The 17,204-nt window shown below is 69.3% G+C and carries 17 protein-coding genes; all 17 read right to left on the bottom strand.

What is annotated here, in order from left to right; all coding sequences use genetic code 11:
• Positions 1-6: 6 nt before the first annotated feature.
• Positions 7-468, bottom strand: coding sequence for an OsmC family protein (locus ACCD11_RS11175; protein ID WP_413313894.1), 462 nt, complete (start codon positions 466-468; stop codon positions 7-9).
• Between the two features lie 26 nt (positions 469-494).
• Positions 495-1,088 (bottom strand): GNAT family N-acetyltransferase, encoded by a 594-nt coding sequence (locus ACCD11_RS11170; RefSeq protein ID WP_413313893.1) that lies wholly within the window; start codon positions 1,086-1,088, stop codon positions 495-497.
• A gap of 2 nt (positions 1,089-1,090) precedes the next feature.
• Positions 1,091-1,819 carry an LrgB family protein gene (locus ACCD11_RS11165; protein ID WP_413313892.1) on the bottom strand — a complete coding sequence of 243 codons (729 nt, stop codon included), beginning with the start codon at positions 1,817-1,819 and terminating at the stop codon, positions 1,091-1,093.
• Positions 1,816-2,169 carry a CidA/LrgA family protein gene (locus ACCD11_RS11160; RefSeq protein WP_413313891.1) on the bottom strand — a complete coding sequence of 118 codons (354 nt, stop codon included), beginning with the start codon at positions 2,167-2,169 and terminating at the stop codon, positions 1,816-1,818. The genes ACCD11_RS11165 and ACCD11_RS11160 overlap by 4 nt, the downstream gene beginning before the upstream one ends.
• A gap of 22 nt (positions 2,170-2,191) precedes the next feature.
• Positions 2,192-3,181, bottom strand: coding sequence for an aminotransferase class I/II-fold pyridoxal phosphate-dependent enzyme (locus ACCD11_RS11155; RefSeq protein WP_413313890.1), 990 nt, complete (start codon positions 3,179-3,181; stop codon positions 2,192-2,194).
• Positions 3,178-4,152, bottom strand: coding sequence for an adenosylcobinamide-phosphate synthase CbiB (gene cbiB, locus ACCD11_RS11150; RefSeq protein WP_413313889.1), 975 nt, complete (start codon positions 4,150-4,152; stop codon positions 3,178-3,180). Before cbiB ends, ACCD11_RS11155 begins: the two co-directional genes overlap by 4 nt.
• A 21-nt stretch (positions 4,153-4,173) precedes the next feature.
• Positions 4,174-8,178, bottom strand: coding sequence for a cobaltochelatase subunit CobN (gene cobN, locus ACCD11_RS11145; RefSeq protein WP_413313888.1), 4,005 nt, complete (start codon positions 8,176-8,178; stop codon positions 4,174-4,176).
• Positions 8,175-8,531 (bottom strand): DUF2149 domain-containing protein, encoded by a 357-nt coding sequence (locus ACCD11_RS11140; protein WP_007837075.1) that lies wholly within the window; start codon positions 8,529-8,531, stop codon positions 8,175-8,177. The genes cobN and ACCD11_RS11140 overlap by 4 nt, the downstream gene beginning before the upstream one ends.
• Positions 8,528-9,001: a MotA/TolQ/ExbB proton channel family protein gene (locus ACCD11_RS11135; protein WP_413313887.1), complete on the bottom strand. Its 474-nt coding sequence runs from the start codon at positions 8,999-9,001 to the stop codon at positions 8,528-8,530. The genes ACCD11_RS11140 and ACCD11_RS11135 overlap by 4 nt, the downstream gene beginning before the upstream one ends.
• Positions 9,001-9,687 (bottom strand): 5,6-dimethylbenzimidazole synthase, encoded by a 687-nt coding sequence (bluB, locus tag ACCD11_RS11130; protein ID WP_413313886.1) that lies wholly within the window; start codon positions 9,685-9,687, stop codon positions 9,001-9,003. The genes ACCD11_RS11135 and bluB overlap by 1 nt, the downstream gene beginning before the upstream one ends.
• A 276-nt stretch (positions 9,688-9,963) precedes the next feature.
• The gene (gene cobO / locus ACCD11_RS11125) at positions 9,964-10,533 is read right to left on the bottom strand and encodes a cob(I)yrinic acid a,c-diamide adenosyltransferase (protein WP_413313885.1); all 570 of its coding nucleotides are present in this window, start codon (positions 10,531-10,533) and stop codon (positions 9,964-9,966) included.
• Between the two features lie 79 nt (positions 10,534-10,612).
• Positions 10,613-11,395, bottom strand: coding sequence for an ABC transporter ATP-binding protein (locus ACCD11_RS11120; RefSeq protein WP_413313884.1), 783 nt, complete (start codon positions 11,393-11,395; stop codon positions 10,613-10,615).
• Positions 11,392-12,417 carry a FecCD family ABC transporter permease gene (locus ACCD11_RS11115; protein ID WP_413313883.1) on the bottom strand — a complete coding sequence of 342 codons (1,026 nt, stop codon included), beginning with the start codon at positions 12,415-12,417 and terminating at the stop codon, positions 11,392-11,394. The genes ACCD11_RS11120 and ACCD11_RS11115 overlap by 4 nt, the downstream gene beginning before the upstream one ends.
• Positions 12,414-13,283 (bottom strand): ABC transporter substrate-binding protein, encoded by an 870-nt coding sequence (locus ACCD11_RS11110; RefSeq protein WP_413313882.1) that lies wholly within the window; start codon positions 13,281-13,283, stop codon positions 12,414-12,416. Before ACCD11_RS11110 ends, ACCD11_RS11115 begins: the two co-directional genes overlap by 4 nt.
• The gene (locus ACCD11_RS11105; RefSeq protein ID WP_413313881.1) at positions 13,280-13,879 is read right to left on the bottom strand and encodes a bifunctional adenosylcobinamide kinase/adenosylcobinamide-phosphate guanylyltransferase; all 600 of its coding nucleotides are present in this window, start codon (positions 13,877-13,879) and stop codon (positions 13,280-13,282) included. The genes ACCD11_RS11110 and ACCD11_RS11105 overlap by 4 nt, the downstream gene beginning before the upstream one ends.
• Positions 13,863-15,272, bottom strand: coding sequence for a cobyrinate a,c-diamide synthase (locus ACCD11_RS11100; RefSeq protein ID WP_413313880.1), 1,410 nt, complete (start codon positions 15,270-15,272; stop codon positions 13,863-13,865). The genes ACCD11_RS11105 and ACCD11_RS11100 overlap by 17 nt, the downstream gene beginning before the upstream one ends.
• Positions 15,257-17,173 (bottom strand): TonB-dependent receptor domain-containing protein, encoded by a 1,917-nt coding sequence (locus tag ACCD11_RS11095; protein ID WP_413313878.1) that lies wholly within the window; start codon positions 17,171-17,173, stop codon positions 15,257-15,259. The genes ACCD11_RS11100 and ACCD11_RS11095 overlap by 16 nt, the downstream gene beginning before the upstream one ends.
• Positions 17,174-17,204: the final 31 nt, after the last annotated feature.

Genomic DNA, 17,204 nt, shown 5'->3' with positions numbered 1-17,204 from the left:
ATCGAACTACACCGGCTCGCAGCGCACCTCGGTCTTCACCGAGTTGGCGATGAAGCATTCTTCATGCGCCCGGTAGTGCATCTGCTCGATCTGCTCGCGCGTAGGAATGTTCTCGCCCGAGAACGCCACCGCCGGCCGCAGCGTGACCACCGTCATCGCCATTTTGCCGTCGGCGTTCTTCTCCATCACGCCAGTGGCCGCGTCGAAGTAGCGGTCGACGATGAACCTGCGCTTCACGGCCATCGTGAGAAACCACAGCATGTGGCAGTTGGAAAGCGAGGCGACGAACATCTCCTCCGGATCGACCGCCGACGCATCCGACATCGGCAGCGGCACCACGTGCGGGGACGACGAGGCCGCCACCTCCGCCCCGCCGTCGAAGCGCAGCACATGCCTGCGGCTGTAGGTGTTGCCGAGAAAGTCCTGATCGCCCCGCTCCCAGAGGATTTCCGCGGTGTACTGGGCCATGGGTCGTGCTCCTTGCTCGAAAGATTTCAGAGATGGATGAAGTAGCGGTACTTGGTGAGGCTGCCCTGGCTGGGCAACGTGACGAAGGTCTCGGCCAGCATGCCGCCATGGGCCGCGATCACCTTCTGCGACGCGAAGTTGTCCGGGCTGGTCGTGATCTCGACGCGGCTCAGCCCCTCGCGCGCGGCCAGCGTCAGCATCGCGCCGAGCGCGCGCGTGGCGTAGCCCCTGCGCTGCTTCCACGGCACCACGTTGTAGCCGATGTGGCCCAGGCAGTAGATCGGCAAGGCGTCGGTGCCGGGCTGCCAGCGCAGGTCGATGCTGCCGCAGAACTCGCCGTCCCACATCCAGCACTTGTAGCCCGGCAGGCGCGGCACCTGCGTGCCGTCCGGCATGGTGATGGGCGCGCCCCTGGCCTCGCGGTCGACCAGGCTCGCGAGGAACAGGGCGGGGTCGGACTCGATCGCGGCGCGTTCCTCCGCGCCCGATTCGGGCCGCGTCTCGTCGCGCGACCAGCCCCTGTTCAACGCCGAGACGTAGCCGGCCAGGTAAGGCCTCGCGGGCCAGACGAGCTCCATCGGCCGGGGATCGGTGACGGGATGGGATCGGTACAGCGGCACCTTCACACTCCCATCAGCTTGACGACGAGCGGCACCAGCAGTGCGGTCGCGATGCCGTTGAGCCCCATGGCCAGCGCGGAGAATGCGCCCGCCGTCTCGTTCACCTGGATCGCCCGCGCCGTGCCGATGCCATGCGCGGCAAGGCCGACCGCGAACCCGCGAACCGCGGGCTCCTTGATGCGCAGCAGGTTCAGCAGCCCCGTCGCCATGATCGCGCCCGAGATGCCGGCAACGGCCGCGGCCACCGCCGCCAGCGAGGGCAGCCCGCCGATCTTCTCGGCCACGCCCATGGCGATGGGCATGGTGGCCGACTTGGGCGCGAGCGACATCATCAGCTCGTGCGATCCGCCCAGCACCCACGCGATGCCGATGGCCGACACGATGGCCGCGACCGAGCCCACGAGCAACGCCACGCCAATGGGCAGCCACAACCGCCGCAGCCGTCCGACCTGGCTGTAGAGCGGCACAGCCAGTGCCACGGTGGCGGGGCCGATCAGGAAGTGCACGAACTTCGCGCCTTCGAAATACGTGTCGTAGGGCGTGCGCGTGAGCAGCAGCACGCCGACGATGACGATCACCGAGACCAGCACCGGGTTGACCACCGGATTGCGTCCGCTGCGGGTGTGCAGCCACAGTGCGCCAAGATAGGCCAGCAGCGTGAGCGAAAGCCACAGCAGCGGCGACTGCGCGAGGAAGACCCAGATCTCGGAGAGCTTCGCGGGCGCTGTCATTCGGCGTCCTTGCCTGTGATGCGGATCATCCAGCGGAACGTGAGCGCGGTGACCGTCATGGTGAATGCCGCACCGGCGATGCCCGCCGCAAGGAAGGGCAGCCACTCGCGCCCCACGCGCTCGAAATGCAGCATGACGCCGGTCACGGCCGGGATGAACAACAGCATCAGGTTGCGCAGCAGGTGGCCCGAGGTGTCGGCCAGGACCTGTGGCACGCCCCGTCGCACCAGCAGGCCGGTGAACAGCAGCACCATGCCGATCAGCGGGCCGGGGATGGGCAGGCCGAGCCACTGCACGAGCAGTTCGCCGGCCAGTTGGCAGATAAAGAGCGTGGTGATGGCGTAGAGCATTTTTTCTCGCGGGTGTATGTGGTCAGGACGTGTTTGTCCAGGCCTGCTTCAGCGCCTGCTGGCTGGCCGGGGGCAATACGCCGAGGCGCACGTGGCCAGGCAGGCCGAAGGAGGTGCAGTCGCGCAGCTTGATGCCTTCGGCGCGCAGCGCGGCGGCCACGTCTGTGTACGGACGGTCGGTACGTGCGCAGAAGAAGTTGGCGTCGCTCGGGAGGCATTGCCAGCCGAGCGATTCGCAGACCGCGCGTTGTCGGGTTTTCCAGTCCCTCAGGGTCTGCAGGCTTTGGGCCAGCCAGCGTTGCGCTTCGTCGCCGGTCCAGGCCTCAAGCATCGCCACGCCGTGCGTGCCCAGCGGCCATGAAGGGGCCAGCCGTTCGATGCGTTGCACGAGGCTCGCATCGGCGTCTTCAGGGGCGATCGCGTAGGCGGCGCGGATGCCTGTCAGGCCCATGGCCTTGTTCGGTGTCCACAGCTGCCAGAGGCGGTCGCGCTGAGTGGCGTCGAGCGAAGCCTGGCCTTCGAGGCGCAACGGCTCATAGGCCAGGTCGAGCACACATGCGCCACCCGGGCTCGCAGCCAGCTGCGGCAGATCGGCTTGCGGCTGCCCCAGCGGGCTCGACGGTTCACAGCACCAGCGCAGCGCAGCGTCGGTGTACGCCTGAGGTGCGCGAATCGTTTGCAAAACCCAGGCCTGCGCCGCACGCTCATAGTCGCCATAGCTGTGCGCCGGCAGCCAGACGCAACGACCGCCGCCTTGTGCGACAGCGGCGCTGATGCGATGAATGAACTCGCTCGCGCTCGCCGCGATGACTATGCGTGCGGCCTTTGCACCATGAAAGTCCGCAAGCCTGCTTCGAAGTGCCGTGTACTGCGGGTCCGGATAGCAAGCGGCGTCGACGACGCGCAACGCGGACAACACGGCCGGGCACGCGCCCACGGCATTGCCATTGGTCGAGAAGTCGTGCGGCGCGGCACCGGATGCATCGGGGCCGCCGTGCAGGACCGCGCTCATACCCACCTCCAGCCGGTCGTTGCCGCGATGGCCAGCGACGCGAACACGCCCAGCGCTGCGGCGGCGCGTCCGCCCAGTTGCGCAGTGCGTTGCATATCCGCCGCCGAAGGCGCACGCCCCTCGGCATTCAGCGCATACACGCCCGGCTTGGCCAGCCGCACACCGAGCAGCAGCGCCATCGTCGCCATCGGCCAGCCGCTGTTGGGCGACGGCGTGCGTCGCGCCTCGCCGGACAGCCCCGTGGGCCAGCGCCACGCCGCCAGCGCCAGCAGCCCCACGGTGATGCGTGCCGGGATCCACGAGAACAGATCGTCCGCGCGCGCGGCCCATTTGCCGAACCATGTCCAGTCGCGGCCGTTGCGCTCGCCGCGGTAGCCCCACATCGCATCGGCCGTGTTGGCGAAACGGTAGAGCGCCGCGCCCGGCAGGCCGAGCAGCACGAACCAGAACACCGGGGCCACGAGCGAGTCGTTGAGGTTTTCGGCGAGCGATTCGATGGCGCTTTCGCGCACTTCTCGCTCACTGAGCCGGGAGACATCGCGGCTCACCAGTCGTGCCAGTTGCTTGCGTCCGGCATCGATCGACACGCTCAACGCCGCCTCGACCGCGAGCACTTCGTCGCGCAGCATGCGCCAGGCGAAAAGCGGCTTGAGCAGCAGGCCCAGCAGCAACGCGCCGGCCCATGCGGGCAGCGACAGCGCGATGAATGCCTGCATGGCCATGGCGACACCCCACGCGGCCGCCGCGCCCACGCACCACGTCAGCGCGCCGATGAAGAACATCGGCAGATCCACCGGCTTCGCCCGGTACGCATGCGGTGCAACGCTCGAACCGACCCAGCCGAGGTAGCGCCCCATCCACACGACGGGATGCAGGCGTGCAGGCGGCTCGCCCAGCCAATGGTCGATGGCCAGCGCGAGCCACAGCGCGGCGGTGGCCACGATGGCGTGCTCGGGATTCAGATAGGGCATGAGAGCCGCCATTCTCGCGAATCAGGCAGGCGCCCTGCCCCGGCGCCACTGCATCAGCGCGCCGAGTGCGACAAGCAGTGCAGCGCCCAACGCGACCCTGAGCCGAAGGACGACTGTCTCGGCCTTGGGCGATGGCGCGTCGGCTGGCGTGGGTTCGAGCTTGAGGCCGCTGACGGGCTGGGGACTATCGGGTGCAGGCCCAGTCGCCGGTATTTGCACCGGCGCCGACGCTGGTGCAGCCACGACCACGGGCTCGACCAGCGCGCTCGGCTCGTGCGAAGCCGCAGGCGGCGACAGCTCCGCCTGCGCGAACCGCTGCACACCCGCATTGCGCTCGCGCAGCCCGGTCGTGCGCACCGCCTCCTCATAGGCCCGCGCCAGCTCGCGCCGTGTGGCCGCATCCGGCTTCCAGTAATTCAGCCGCACCGCATCGAGCATGCGCTCCAGCGTCTGCGCGAAGGCTGCGCGGTTGTCGCCTTCCAGCCATTCGCGCGTGCCCAGCTTGTATCTGTCGCGCACGTACACGTCGTGCAGCGACTGCCACTGGTCCTGCCGCACGGCCTGCGGCGCCGTGACCTGCCAGCCCCAGAGGAACTGCGCGGTCTTCAGCACCTGCAGCGTGCCGCTGTAGCCCTCGGCCTTCTGCGCCTCGACCCATTGCGGGTGCAGGTAGCGGGTCTGCATCTCGCGCGCGATGGCGCCTGCGGCCGTGTCGGTGCGCACCGCGCCGCTGTCGCGCAGGTTCTGCACGTACAGGGCCGGGTCCTTGCCGGTGAGCTGGCGCACCGCCTGCGCGATGCCGCCGAGGTACTGGAACGGATCGTCGTTGGTCAGCACGCCGTAGAGGTTGGAACTGCGCGCCATCAACGCCGCGTCGACCTGCATGAGATTGCCCGCATAGGCGCCAGGCCGCGCGGCGCCGTCGAGGCCCTTGCCGTAGGCGTGGCCCATGCGGTCCATGTAGAGCTGCGCCATCTGCGCGTCGCCGCCGCCGCGTTGCTGGCTCGCCCACACGTCGCTCGCAAGCGCGGCTTCCTCCAGCCCGGCGCCGTAGCTGCCCTGCTCGTTCGAGAACACGCGCGCCGTCGACCAGCGCTGCGCCTCTTGTGCTGTCGCGCCTTCCGCGCGGAGCTTGCGTGCCAGTGCCTCGCTGTGCTGCGCCACGGCGTTGCCCGATTCGTGCAGGGCCGCCACCTGCTGCACGGCCTCATCGAGCCAACGCATCGCGTTGGCAAACTGGTCGCGGTAGGAGCCGGTGACACTGATCAGCACATCGATGCGCGGCCGCTTCAGCACCGGCGCGGGAATCACCTCGATGCCCGCCATGCGCCCGCCCTCGTCCCAGCGCGGCTTCACGCCCATGGCGTAGAAGGCCTGGCTTTCCAGCACGCCCTGGTGGCGCGAGGCCTCGCCGGCCCAGAGCGTGAAGGCGATCTTTTCCGGCGGCTTGCCGGCATGGGACTTCGCGTGTTCGGCGATCCACGCGTCCATGGCGGCCACGCCCGTCTCCCACGCCGCGCGTGTCGGCATGCGGCTCGGGTCGAAGCCGTAGAGGTTGCGGCCGGTCGGCAGGCTGTCCGGGTTGCGCACCGGGTCGCCGCCGTAGCTCGATTTCAGGTAGCGCCCATCGAGCGCGGTCAGCAGGCCTTCGATTTCCTCGTTGTGCGCGAGCACGGCGTCGAGCTTCTGCGCGCGCTCGGCCAGCAGCAGAAGACTTTGCTTCCCGGCGACGGTCTTTCCCATGGCGCTCGCAGTCTGCGCATCGACAAGCGCAAGCTCGACCCAGCGCGTGGGGCGCGAATCGGCGATGCGCTTCGCATCGATCAGGAAGGCCTCGTCGATGTCTTCGCCGAGCGCCTCGACCAGCGGCTTGCCGAGAATCTGCAGGATGGTCATGCGGCGGCGCTGCGCATCGGGCGCCTGACCGAAGGTCGCGAGGCCCAACGGCTGCGCGGTCTGCGCGAGTTCGTCGAGGTACGGATGCAGCACGGCGACGAAACCCGCGAAGTCCGCGCGAATGCGCGCGGGCGTCCAGCCGAGGTCGCGGTCGTAGTGCTGTTCGACGAACTCGGCCGCCAGCTGCTTTTCCATCGCGGTCTTCACAGGGCCGGGCGACAGCGTTTCCCAGTCGTGCATACGCTCGTGCATTTCCTGCACGCCGGGCCGGAAGCCGGCGGGCGCGAACATCGGTGTCGAATGGCTCACCATCGTCGCGCGGCCGCGGCGCTTGGCGGTGGTGGCTTCGCCGAGGTTGTCCATGATGAACGGATAGACGTTCGGCAGATCGCCCAACGCGAGCAGCGGATCGTCCTGCACCGACAGCCCGCGCTCCTTGCCCGCCGACCATTCGAGCGTGCCGTGCGTGCCCACGTGCACCACGGCGCCGGCGCCGAACTGCGTGCGCAGCCAGAGGTAGGTGGCGAGGTAGCTGTGGCTCAGCGGCACGGCCGAGCGGTGGTAGACCTGCTCGGCCTTGCCCGCCACCTGCGTGCCGGGCTCGAAGCGCGGCGGCTGACGCAGCACGACGACGTTGCCGAACTGGACGCGCGGAATCACGAAGGCCGGCTCGCCGGCAACGGGGCGCAGCATGGTCGATTTTTCGGGCGGGCCCCAGTAGGTTTCGATGCGGCGCTGCGTCTCCACGGGCAGCGCGCGAAACCAGGCGAGGTAGCGCGACAGCGGCATCGCGTCGGCAAGGTTCCTGTCGAGCAGCGGCTGCAGTTCGTCGCCCTGCCCCGTCGGGTAGTAGGCCTTCATCGCGGCCTGCACCTGCGCGATCAGCGCGTCGGCGCCCGGCTGCTCGGTGCGGTAGCCGGCCGACTTCATTGCCGCGAGCATGTTGCTCACGCTGCGCGGCACGTTGAGAAAGGACGCGCCGAAGTTCGCCTCGCCCGGCGGATAGTTGTAGACCAGCATCGCCACGCGGCGGTCCGCAGCCGGCGTGCGCTGCAGGCGCAGCAGCACGGCGGCCTTGTCGGCCACGGCGTCGATCTGCGCGGGCAGCGGCTGCAGCGTGCCGGCCGCGGCATCGCGGGCGCTGACGAGCATCGGGTCGGTCATGCCTGCCAGCTCGCTCGGGCTGTAGTACGCAGCGATGTCGGTTTGCGAGAGGCCGTCTTTGCTCTGCGCCCATTGCGCGGCATCCATCGCCAGCGAGGGCAGCGTCTGCAGGACCGGCACGCCGATGCGCTCGAGCTCGGCCTTGCGCTCGTTGGGGCTGAACACCAGCGAGGCATTGACGATCGCATCGGCCACGCGCCGTTCACCGGCGTGCGTCATGCGGAAGAACAGGTCTTTCTGCTGGCGCGGGCCGTAGAAGGCATAGGCGCGCATGCCACGCCGTTCGAGCGAGGCGATCAGCGCGTCGAGCCAGCCGGTGTCGTCGCCCGTCACGGTGGCGCTGTTGACGGCGATGGCGACCGTGCCGCTGCCGGGCAGCCGTTCGATGGCGGCGATCTCGGTTTCGATACGGGGCCAGGCCGGGTGATAGAGGCCGGCCAGCGGCAGCGGCACGGCATCGGGCAGGCCAGCGAGATTGCCGGGCTGCGCCAGTGCCTTCATTGCCGCGTCGAGGTTGGCGGTACCGGCAAAGCGCCAGTACTCGCGCACCCGCTGCGCCCACGCCGCATCGACACCGCGTTCGGCCAGCAGCGGCGCGGCGGCGGAGGTCTGCCCCTTGGCCACCAGCGCGAACTCGTCGATCAGCACATACGGCGCGGCGCTCTGCGCAATCGTGTCGCCGAAGCGTGCAGCGGCAGCTTGCGCTACGCTGATATGCGGCGCATCGACGACGAGCAAACGCGCGCCTTCGAGCGCAGCGGCCAGCGTCCCGGGCGAGTCCTGCGACGCCGACACCACCTGCAGCGGCAGCCCCGCCTCGCGCGCCGCGGCCCGCAACCTCACCACGCGCGCCGGGGACACCAGCGACGTGCTCAGCACCACGACGCGGGAAGGAGCCTGCTGCGCCTGGGCCGGCGAAAAGACGCCCAGCCCCACCATCAACAACCAGAAGAAGAATCGCGTCACTTCCCGTCCTGCGCCGGCACCGCATCGGCCGGCACATAAACCATCGTGCCGTCCTTGAGCCGCCATGCCGTGCCGGCCTTCTCGCCGTCGCCCTGCCCCGTCGCGCCGCTGGCCTTGAAGCGCGTGATCTTGCGGCCCTCGCGCGTGACGATCTCCATGTTCGGCTGGCCTTCGTTGCGGATGATCGTCACCTTGTCCTGCGCGAAAGGGTTCATCGGGTTGTTGATGACCGCGATCATCAGCATGCCGATCACCACCATGAACACGTCGATCAGGTTGATGGTCGAGAGCACCGGGTCGTCGTCGTCGCTGTCCAGGCTGCTCAGTATGGAAAACTGGCGACGACTGCTCATGACAGCCGGTCCCGCGCGTCGAGCACCGTCACCAGCTCGCGCATAAGCCAGCGGCGGCGCACGGTGTAGACCACGAAGGCGATCGAGGCCGAGGCCAGCGCCACGATCACGCTCGCGAACGCGGGCGCCAGGCTCTGCGCCACGCCCTGCGATTCGCCCGAGGCCACAGCCACGAGCGCGGGGCCCATCGGGATCATGGTGGCGATCAGCCCCAGCATCGGCGCCACGCGGCTGCAAAGGCGCACGCCTTCGAGCTGCTTGAGCACGACCAGCTCCATCTGCTCCTGGCTGGCCTGCGCGTGGCGCTGCAGCACCAGCGCGCGCGACGGGTCGCGAAGCCGCTGCAGATACTCGATGCCGAACGCGCCGAGGCAGTACACGGCATAGACGAAAGACAGCAGCACGCCCAGCGTCACCGGCCAGAGGAACAGGCGCGCAAGCTCGAAGAGAACGGTATCGAAGGCCAGCATCAGATAGGCTCCACGGCAGGCGGTTGATCGAAAAGGTCCGAAGGCCGGCCCCAGCCTTCGTCGAACACCAGCGAAGCGAGCGGCTCGCGCTTCGCCCAGCGTTCGCGCTGCAACATCGGCTCTTCGTAGAAGCCGTGCACGGGGCCCAGGCACAGCAGCGCAATGGGCTCGGCGCCTTCGGGCAGGCCGAGCAGCACCGACACCTCGGCCGGATCGAACAGCGACACCCAGCCCATGCCCAGCCCCTCGGCACGCGCCGCGAGCCAGAGGTTCTGGATGGCGCACGAGGCCGAAGCCAGGTCCATCTGCGGCAGCGTGCGGCGGCCGAACACATGCTTCTCGCGGCCGTCGACCAGCGTCACCGCCAGCAGTTCGGCGGCGTCGAGCAGGCCCTGCACCTTGAGGCGCATGAATTCGTCTTCACGCTCGCCCAGGGCACGGGCCGTGAGCACGCGCTCCTGTTCGACGACGCGGTGCAATTCCTGGCGCAGCGCATCGCCGCGAATGCGAATGAAACGCCAGGGCTGCATGAAGCCGACGCTGGGCGCGTGGTGTGCCGCATCGAGCAGCCGACGCAGCACTTCGGGCTCGACCTGCCCGCCTGCGAAGTGGCGCATGTCGCGGCGTTCGTGGATGGCACGGTAGACGGCCTGCGCCTCGTCGTTTTGGAAAGCGTGATGCGTCATTCGGGGTGCGTGCACAGGCCACCGGGTACTCCCCTCCGCGAATGTCCCCCGGCTTCGCCTCCTCCTTTATTTCGCTGCGGGGAGCACCCGGTGCCCTGTGCACGATGGGCGCTCTGCTCATGCCGGCAGTTCAACCGCTCTGCTGATCGATCACGCCGATGGGGTGCCTTGCGCAGCGAAATAAAGGAGGAGGCCGCAGGCCGGGGGACATTCGCGGAGCAAGGTACCCCGTCGGCGTGATCACGCCCCGAACGACGACGACGACAGCTATTCACCTCAGTCCTCGATGCCGCGCTGCGCTGGGATGCCCGCCTTGAAGGCGTGCTTCACCAGCGTCATCTCGGTCACGGTATCGGCCAGCTCGACGATCTCCGGCGGGCAGCGCCGCCCCGTGAGCACCACATGAACATGCTTGGGCCGCGCTCGCAATGCTTCGAGCACGCCTTCGAGCGGCAGCCAGCCATAGATCAGCGGGTAGGTGATTTCGTCGAGCACCACGAGGAAGTGTTCGCCCGACAGGATCGCCGCCCTGGCCTTTTCCCAGCCGTCGCGCGCGAGCTGGCCCGAACGTTCGAGGTCCTGGCTCTTCCAGCTGAAGCCGTCGCCGAGGCCTTCGATCGGAATGCCGATCTGCTCGAACATGCGATGCTCGCCGAAGCGCGCCGATGGCACCTTCATGAACTGGTAGATCTTCACGGCCTTGCCGCGGCCGTGCGCGCGCAGCGCGAGGCCGAAGGCCGCGGTGCTCTTGCCCTTGCCGTCGCCGGTGTTGACGATGACGAGTCCGCGGCGTTCGCCGTCGGGCTTCTCGTAGGGCTTCTCGCTGGGAGGGGTTTCTATTTGCATGGGTTCTCTTGTCAGTTTCGGGGCTGCTGTCTCGGGGTGTGTGCGCACCCCGAACAACGCGCAAAGAACACAACGCACGTCATAGCGGCAACGCAATCCACTGGTCCGCCACCCGGTGCACGCGGATGCGGTGGTCGAACACCTGTTCCAGTGCGGCGTGAGTGATAGGGTCGCCGCAGCCGCCATGATGAACCACGCGGCCGCGGTCCATCACGACGAGCTCGTCGGCGGCCAGTGCCATCGGCAGCTCGTGCAGCACGCTGACCACGGTCTTGCCGCCGGCCACGAGCGCGCGCGCAGTCTGCATCCAGTCGGCCTGGTGCGGCGGGTCGAGGTTGGCGAGCGGCTCGTCCATCAGCAGCAGTTCGGCCTCGACCGCGAGCGCGCGCGCCAGCAGCACGCGCTGGCGCTCGCCGCCGGAAAGCTGGCCCAGCGGACGATCGCGCCAGTCCCAGGCCTGCGTGCTGCGCAGGGCACGCTCCACGGCCTCGCGGTCGGCGGTACTGGGCGCAGCCAGCCAGCGTTGGTGCGGCAAGCGGCCGAGCATGGCGACGTCGTAGACCATCAGGTCGTCGGCGCTGCCCTCGCCCGTGCCGCTCTGGCCCAGCCACGAGAGGCGCTGGGCGCGGATGCGCGCCGGCACCTTGCCCTGCGCCTCGCCGAAGAGCCGCACCTCGCCGCGGTGTGCGAGCAGGCCCGCGAGCGCCTTGAGCAGCGTCGACTTGCCCGCGCCGTTCGGGCCGACGATGCTGGTCCAGCGGGCGGTGGACAGCTGCAGGTCGATGTCGTGCAGCACCTCGGTAGCGCCCAGCGTAGCGCTCACGCGGCGTGCTTCGAGGGCGGGTATGTGCCGCTCGCTCATGCCACGCCACTCCGCGCGCCGCGCCGGTGCATCAGCCACAGCAGGTAGCTGCCGCCCAGCACCGCCGTGAGCACGCCCACCGGCAGTTCCTGCGGCGCGATCAGCCAGCGCGCCAGCAGGTCGGCCGCCATCAGCAGCAAGCCGCCCATCAGCGCCGACAGCACGATCAACCGCGCGTGCGTGGTCTTGACGACCGAGCGTACGAGGTGCGGCGCGGCCAGGCCGACGAAGGCGATCAACCCGGTCTGCGCCACCGCCGCACCCGTGGCCAACGCCAGCACCACCACCAGCGCCGCGCGCATCGCGCCGAGCGGCAGGCCCAGGCTGCGCGCCGTGGCCTCGCCGAGCGCGAGCCCGTCGAGCACCGGCGCCAGCGCCCAGGCCAGCAGCAGGCAGACCGCGCCGACCATGGCCATCACCGCGCAGGCGCTCCAGCCGACGAGGCCGGTGCTGCCCAGGATGAAGCCCTGGATGGCCTGGAGGATGTCGGCCGAGGCGATGGTGATGAGGTCTTTCGCGGCGCCGAGCACCACGCCGACGATCACGCCGGCCAGCAGCAGCCGCAGCGTCTGCTGCACGCCGCGCGCCAACATCAGCGTGAGCATCACCGCCAGCACCGCACCGAGGAAGGCCGCGCCCGTTAGCCCGAGCCGCATCACCCACTGAGCGCTGGCGGCCGAGCCGCCGAACATCAGCAGCGCCAGTGCCACGCCGAGCGAAGCGCCCGAGGCACTGCCCAGCAGGTACGGATCGGCCAGCGGGTTGCGGAACAGCCCCTGCGCGACCGCACCCGCCAGCCCCAGCAGCGCGCCGGCCAGCCATGCACCGAGCGTGCGCGGCAGGCGGATCTCCCACACGATCTGCAGCGCCACCGGGTCGTGCCGCGCCGCGAACAGGCTTTCGAAACCGGTGCTGCCGATGCCCAGCCCCAGCACCATCAGCGCGGCGCCGAGTACCAGCAGGCCCGCGCCGAGCAGCAAGACGCGGCGCAGGTGGGCCGTATGCCTGAGCGCCGCGTTCACCGCTTGCCGCCCTTGTCGCTCAGGCACTGCGCCATCAGGCGCGCAGCCTCGTCCATGCGCGGGCCGGGGCGCACGAGCACGTCGGATTGCGCAGCGTCGAAGCGGCAGATGCGGCCTTCGCGCACCGCGCGGATGCCGGCCCAGCCGGGGCGCTGCTCCAGCCCCTGCGCACTGCGCACGCTGACCATGATGAGGTCGGGATTCGCGCGCACCACGTACTCGGGGTTGAGCTTGGGAAACGGCCCCAGCGATGCCGGCACGATGTTCCTCTCTCCGAGCCGCTTGAGCGTCTCGCCGATGAACGACGACTCGCCCGCCGCATACGGCGCGCTGTTCACTTCGAAATACACGCGCAACCCCTTCGCACTCGCGGGCACCGACTGCGCGGCGGCCGACACGCTGGCATCGATCACGCGCCAAACCTTGGGCGCTTCATGCGTGCCGAGCACCTGGTCGAGCTTGTCGAGCACGCGCTGCACATCGGCGTGGCTCTTGGGTTCGAGCACCAGCACCTTCAGGCCCAGCGCTTCGAGCCGCTGCGTGACGCGCGACGACTTGGCGAGCAGCACCGCGTCGGGCCTGAGCGCGGCGATGGCTTCCACGTTCGGGTCGATGCCGCCGCCGAGCTGGGGCAGCGCCCTCACCTGTTCGGGCCAGTTGGAGTAGCGGTCGACGCCCACCAGCCGGTCGCAGGCGCCGAGCGCGCAGACCGATTCGGTCAGCGCCGGCAGCAGCGAGACGATGCGCTGCGGTGGTCGAGGGAGGCTCACGGAAACGCCGCGCTCGTCGACCACGTCGAGTGCGTGCGCGGCCAGGGCGAAAAGGGCGAGGCCGAATGCCGCCAGCGGACTACGGATCTTCTTCATGCAGCAGGTGCCTTCAGACTCAGCGGCAGGCCGGCCGCCATCAGCGTGACGCGGTCGCAGGCGGCGGCCACGTCCTGGTTGAGCCGGCCGAGTGCGTCGACGAAGGCGCGCGTCTCGCGGCCCAGCGGAATCACGCCCAATCCGATCTCGTTGCCGACCAGTACCACCGGCCCGCGCGCCTCGCGCAGCGCGGCCAGCAGCATCGCCACGTGCGTTGCCGGGGTGCGTGTCACGGGCCGAGCGTCTTCGGAGGGCATCGGCATCAGCAGGTTGGTGAGCCATAGCGTAAGGCAGTCGATCACGACCAGCGTCTCTGGCGAACTCTGCGTGACGACGGCGCGCGCGAGTTCGATCGGCTCCTCGATGGTGCGCATGCCGGGCACGCGCTCAGCACGGTCGGCCTGGTGGCGCACGATGCGCTCCAGCATCTCGTCGTCGTAAGCCTGCGCGGTGGCGATCAGCACGGCGCGGTGCGTGCGAGGCTCGGCGGCGAGCCAGTCGATGGCGCGCTGCTCTGCCCGGCGCGACTTGCCGCTCTTCTGGCCGCCCAGGATGAATTCGTGCTCGGCGGTCTTCGGCTTACTCGGTTGCGGCATGGCTCTCCAAATCGATGGGCATGGCGCCGAAAAGGCGGGCCGTGGCTTGCGGACTGGAGGCAAACCACGCGTGGAAATAGCTCGCGCGCACCGGGCCGTGCACGTACAGCGCCTCGCCGCTGCGCGCGCCCACGGCCTGCGTTGCGCCGGGCCGGGCCGTGTGGGCGGCAGGCGCGAGCGTCGTTTCGCAGCGCGAATAGTGGAAGGTGTGGCCGCGCAAGGTGTCGCTGCCGAGCGTGAGCTGCTGGGGTCCGAGGCCGGCGAGCCGCTTCTGCATCGTCACGCGGCCGGGCAGCAGGCCCCAGAGACGGTGGACCTGTGCATCGTCCTGCGTGGCCAGTTCGTCGAACAGCGCCATCATGCCGCCGCACTCGGCCCAGACCGGCTTGCCCAATGCGGCATGCGCGGCGAGCGATTCGCGCATTGCTGCGCAGGCGGCCAGCGCTTCGGCGTGCAGCTCGGGATAGCCGCCGGGCAGCCAGACGGCATCGCAGGCCGGCAGGGCATCGCATGCGAGTGGCGAGAAGAAGGAGAGCCGCGCGCCCAGCGCAGTGAGCACGTCGAGGTTCGCGGGATAGATGAACGAGAACGCCGCATCGCGCGCGATGGCGATGGTGCGCCCGGCCAGCAACGCCGGGATCGCGGCTTCAGGTTCAGTCGCTTCGAAGCGCACCTGCGGCAGCTGACCGGCCTGCATCCGGCCGAGCGGCGTGGCGGCCAGCACATCGGCCGCCGCATCGAGCCGCGCCATCGCATCGCCGAGTTCGGTGGCGGCAACGAGGCCCAGGTGCCGCTCGGGCAGCGTGAAGCCTGCGTCGCGCGGCAAGGCGCCGAGCCATTGCGAAGGCTCGCGCAATGCGTCCTTCAGCATGCCCGCATGCCTTTCGCTGGCCACCCGATTTGCCAGCACGCCAGCCCACGGCAATCCGGGCCGGAAGTTCTGCAGCCCGTAGGCCAGCGCGCCGAAGGTACCGGCCATGGCGTGCGCATCGATCACCGCGAGCACCGGCAGGCCGAAACGCTCGGCAAGGTCGGCCGCGCTGGGCGTGCCGTCGAACAGACCCATCACGCCTTCGACGATCAGCAGGTCGCATTCGGCCGCTGCGGCGCGCAGGCGCGCCCGGCAATCGGCCTCGCCGGTCATCCAGAGGTCGAGCGAATGCACCGGCGCACCGGTGGCCAGCGCCAGCCAGTGCGGATCGAGGAAATCGGGCCCGCACTTGAAAGCGCGCACCCGGCGGCCCTGGCGCGCATGCAGCCGCGCGAGCGCCGCCGCGACGGTGGTCTTGCCCTGCCCCGAGGCCGGGGCAGCCACCAGCACGGCGGCGCACGAGGCCGCCTCGGCACCGGCGGCGCCGCTTCGTGGCGAGGGTTGGCTTAGTGAGGCGTCCACTTGAGACCGACGTACGCAGTGCGGCCGGCATTGGCGTACAGCCGCGCGTACTGGTAGTCCTTGTTGCCCACATTGTCGACGCGCGCCACGAGGTTGAGATCGCGCGTGATCTGCGTGGAGGCCGACAGGTTCAGCACGGTGTAGCCGCCGAGCTTCACGCTGTTGGCTGCATCGTCGTAGCGGCGGCTCGATGTCTGCACCTCGGCGCCCAGCGTCCAGCCGGCAATGCGCCAGTCGGCGCCCAGGGTGGCGTGGCGCTGCGCGCGGCGGGCCAGCAGGTTGTGGGTGGCGAGGTCGCGCGGGTCCTGGAAGTCGAACGAACTGCGCAGCGTGACGTCGCCCAAGCGCTGGCTGCCCGACAGCGTGACGCCCTGGTAGCGGGCGCGCGCAGTGCTCGAGTAGCAGCCGAACGAGGAGGCGCAGCCCTTGGCCGTTCCATCGAACCCGATCAGGTTGCGCACGCGGCTGCTGTAGACGACGATGCCCGCCTGCGTGGCGCCTTCGGTGAACTGCAGGCCCAGCTCGGCGTTGCGGCTCGATTCCGGCTTGAGCGTGGCCAAGCCGAATTCACTGAAGCGCTGATACAGCGTGGGCACGCGGAAGGCCGTGCCCGCAGAAGCCGTGAAGCGCAGCGATGGCGTGATGGCATAGCCGTAGGCCGCGCTGCCGGTGGTCTTGCCGCCGAACTCGCTGTCCTTGTCGTGGCGCACGTGCAGCTGCAGCGAATGCGGGCCCTGCACGAAGCCGTAGCCGAGCGAAATTGCATCCTGCGAACGATCGCGCGACAGCAGCTTGGATGTAGTGGTGGGCGCGTTTTCGAGTGCGTCCTCGCGGCGTTCGAGCGTGGCCGTCACCAGGTGCGGGCCGAAGCGGAACTCGTTCTGGAACAGGTAGCCGCGCAGGTTGGTTTCGGTGCGGTAGAACGAAGGCTGCGTCTTGTAGACCGATTGCGAATCGGTCACCTGCACGCGGGTGCTGTAGACGTCGTTCCACTTGGCTGACCAGGTCAGGCCGGCGGTGCGCAGGGTATTGGTCGACTCGTCGTCGCGAAACAGGATCGGCGGCCTGGTCCTGTAGGACACGGCGGCGTCGTAGCCGGCCTTGATCTCGCTGGTGAGCAGCGTGGCATCGATGCGCTGGTCGGGCGAGATCTGGAAGCCCAGCTTCACGTTGCCCGAGGTGCTGGTGTAGCCGTCGCGGTCGGGGCTGGCGTAGCCGTCCTTGACCACGTTGCGCTTGTTGGCGGGCTGCACGTTGTAGCCCTTGCTTTCTTCATGCGCCACGCCGAACGAATAGTCGAACAGGCCCGACTTGCCGCTCACGCCGCCTTCGATCTTGCGCAGGCCGTTGCTGCCGAAGCCGATGCCCGCGTAGGGCGCCACACCCTCTTCGCCGCGCCTGGTGAAGAGCTGGATCACGCCGCCGATGGCGTCCGAGCCATAGACCGCGGCGGCCGGGCCGCGCAGCACTTCGATGCGGTCGATCTGCGAGAGCGGAATGCCTTCCCAGCCGGCGCCGCCGGTCGATTGCGAGTCGATGCGCACGCCGTCGAGGTAGACCGCCGTGAAGCGCGTTTCCGCGCCGCGGATGTACAGGCTGGTGGCGTTGCCCAAGCCGCCCGAGCGCGAGATCTCGATGCCGGGCAGGCGCGAGAGAACGTCGGCCACGCCGGTCGCGCCGCTGCGCTCGATGGTTTGCCGGTCGACGATGGACACGTCGCCCACCAGGTCCGACAGCGCCTGCGGCGTGCGGTTGGCCGTGACCACCGTTTCGCCGAGCGTGGGGGCCTCCTGTGCATGGGCCAGGCCGCCGAAGGCGGTAGCCAGCGCCAGCGGCAGGCAGGCGTGGCGGAAACGGCGCGCAGGAGCGCGGCCGCGAGAAAAGCAAACGTGGGAAATCATGGAATGAGCCGAACGAACGTCAATACCCCTC

Source organism: Variovorax sp. Varisp36 (assembly GCF_047304235.1).
In the GTDB taxonomy this organism is placed as follows: Bacteria; Pseudomonadota; Gammaproteobacteria; order Burkholderiales; family Burkholderiaceae_C; genus Variovorax.
This window is presented reverse-complemented; position numbering and strand designations above follow the sequence as displayed.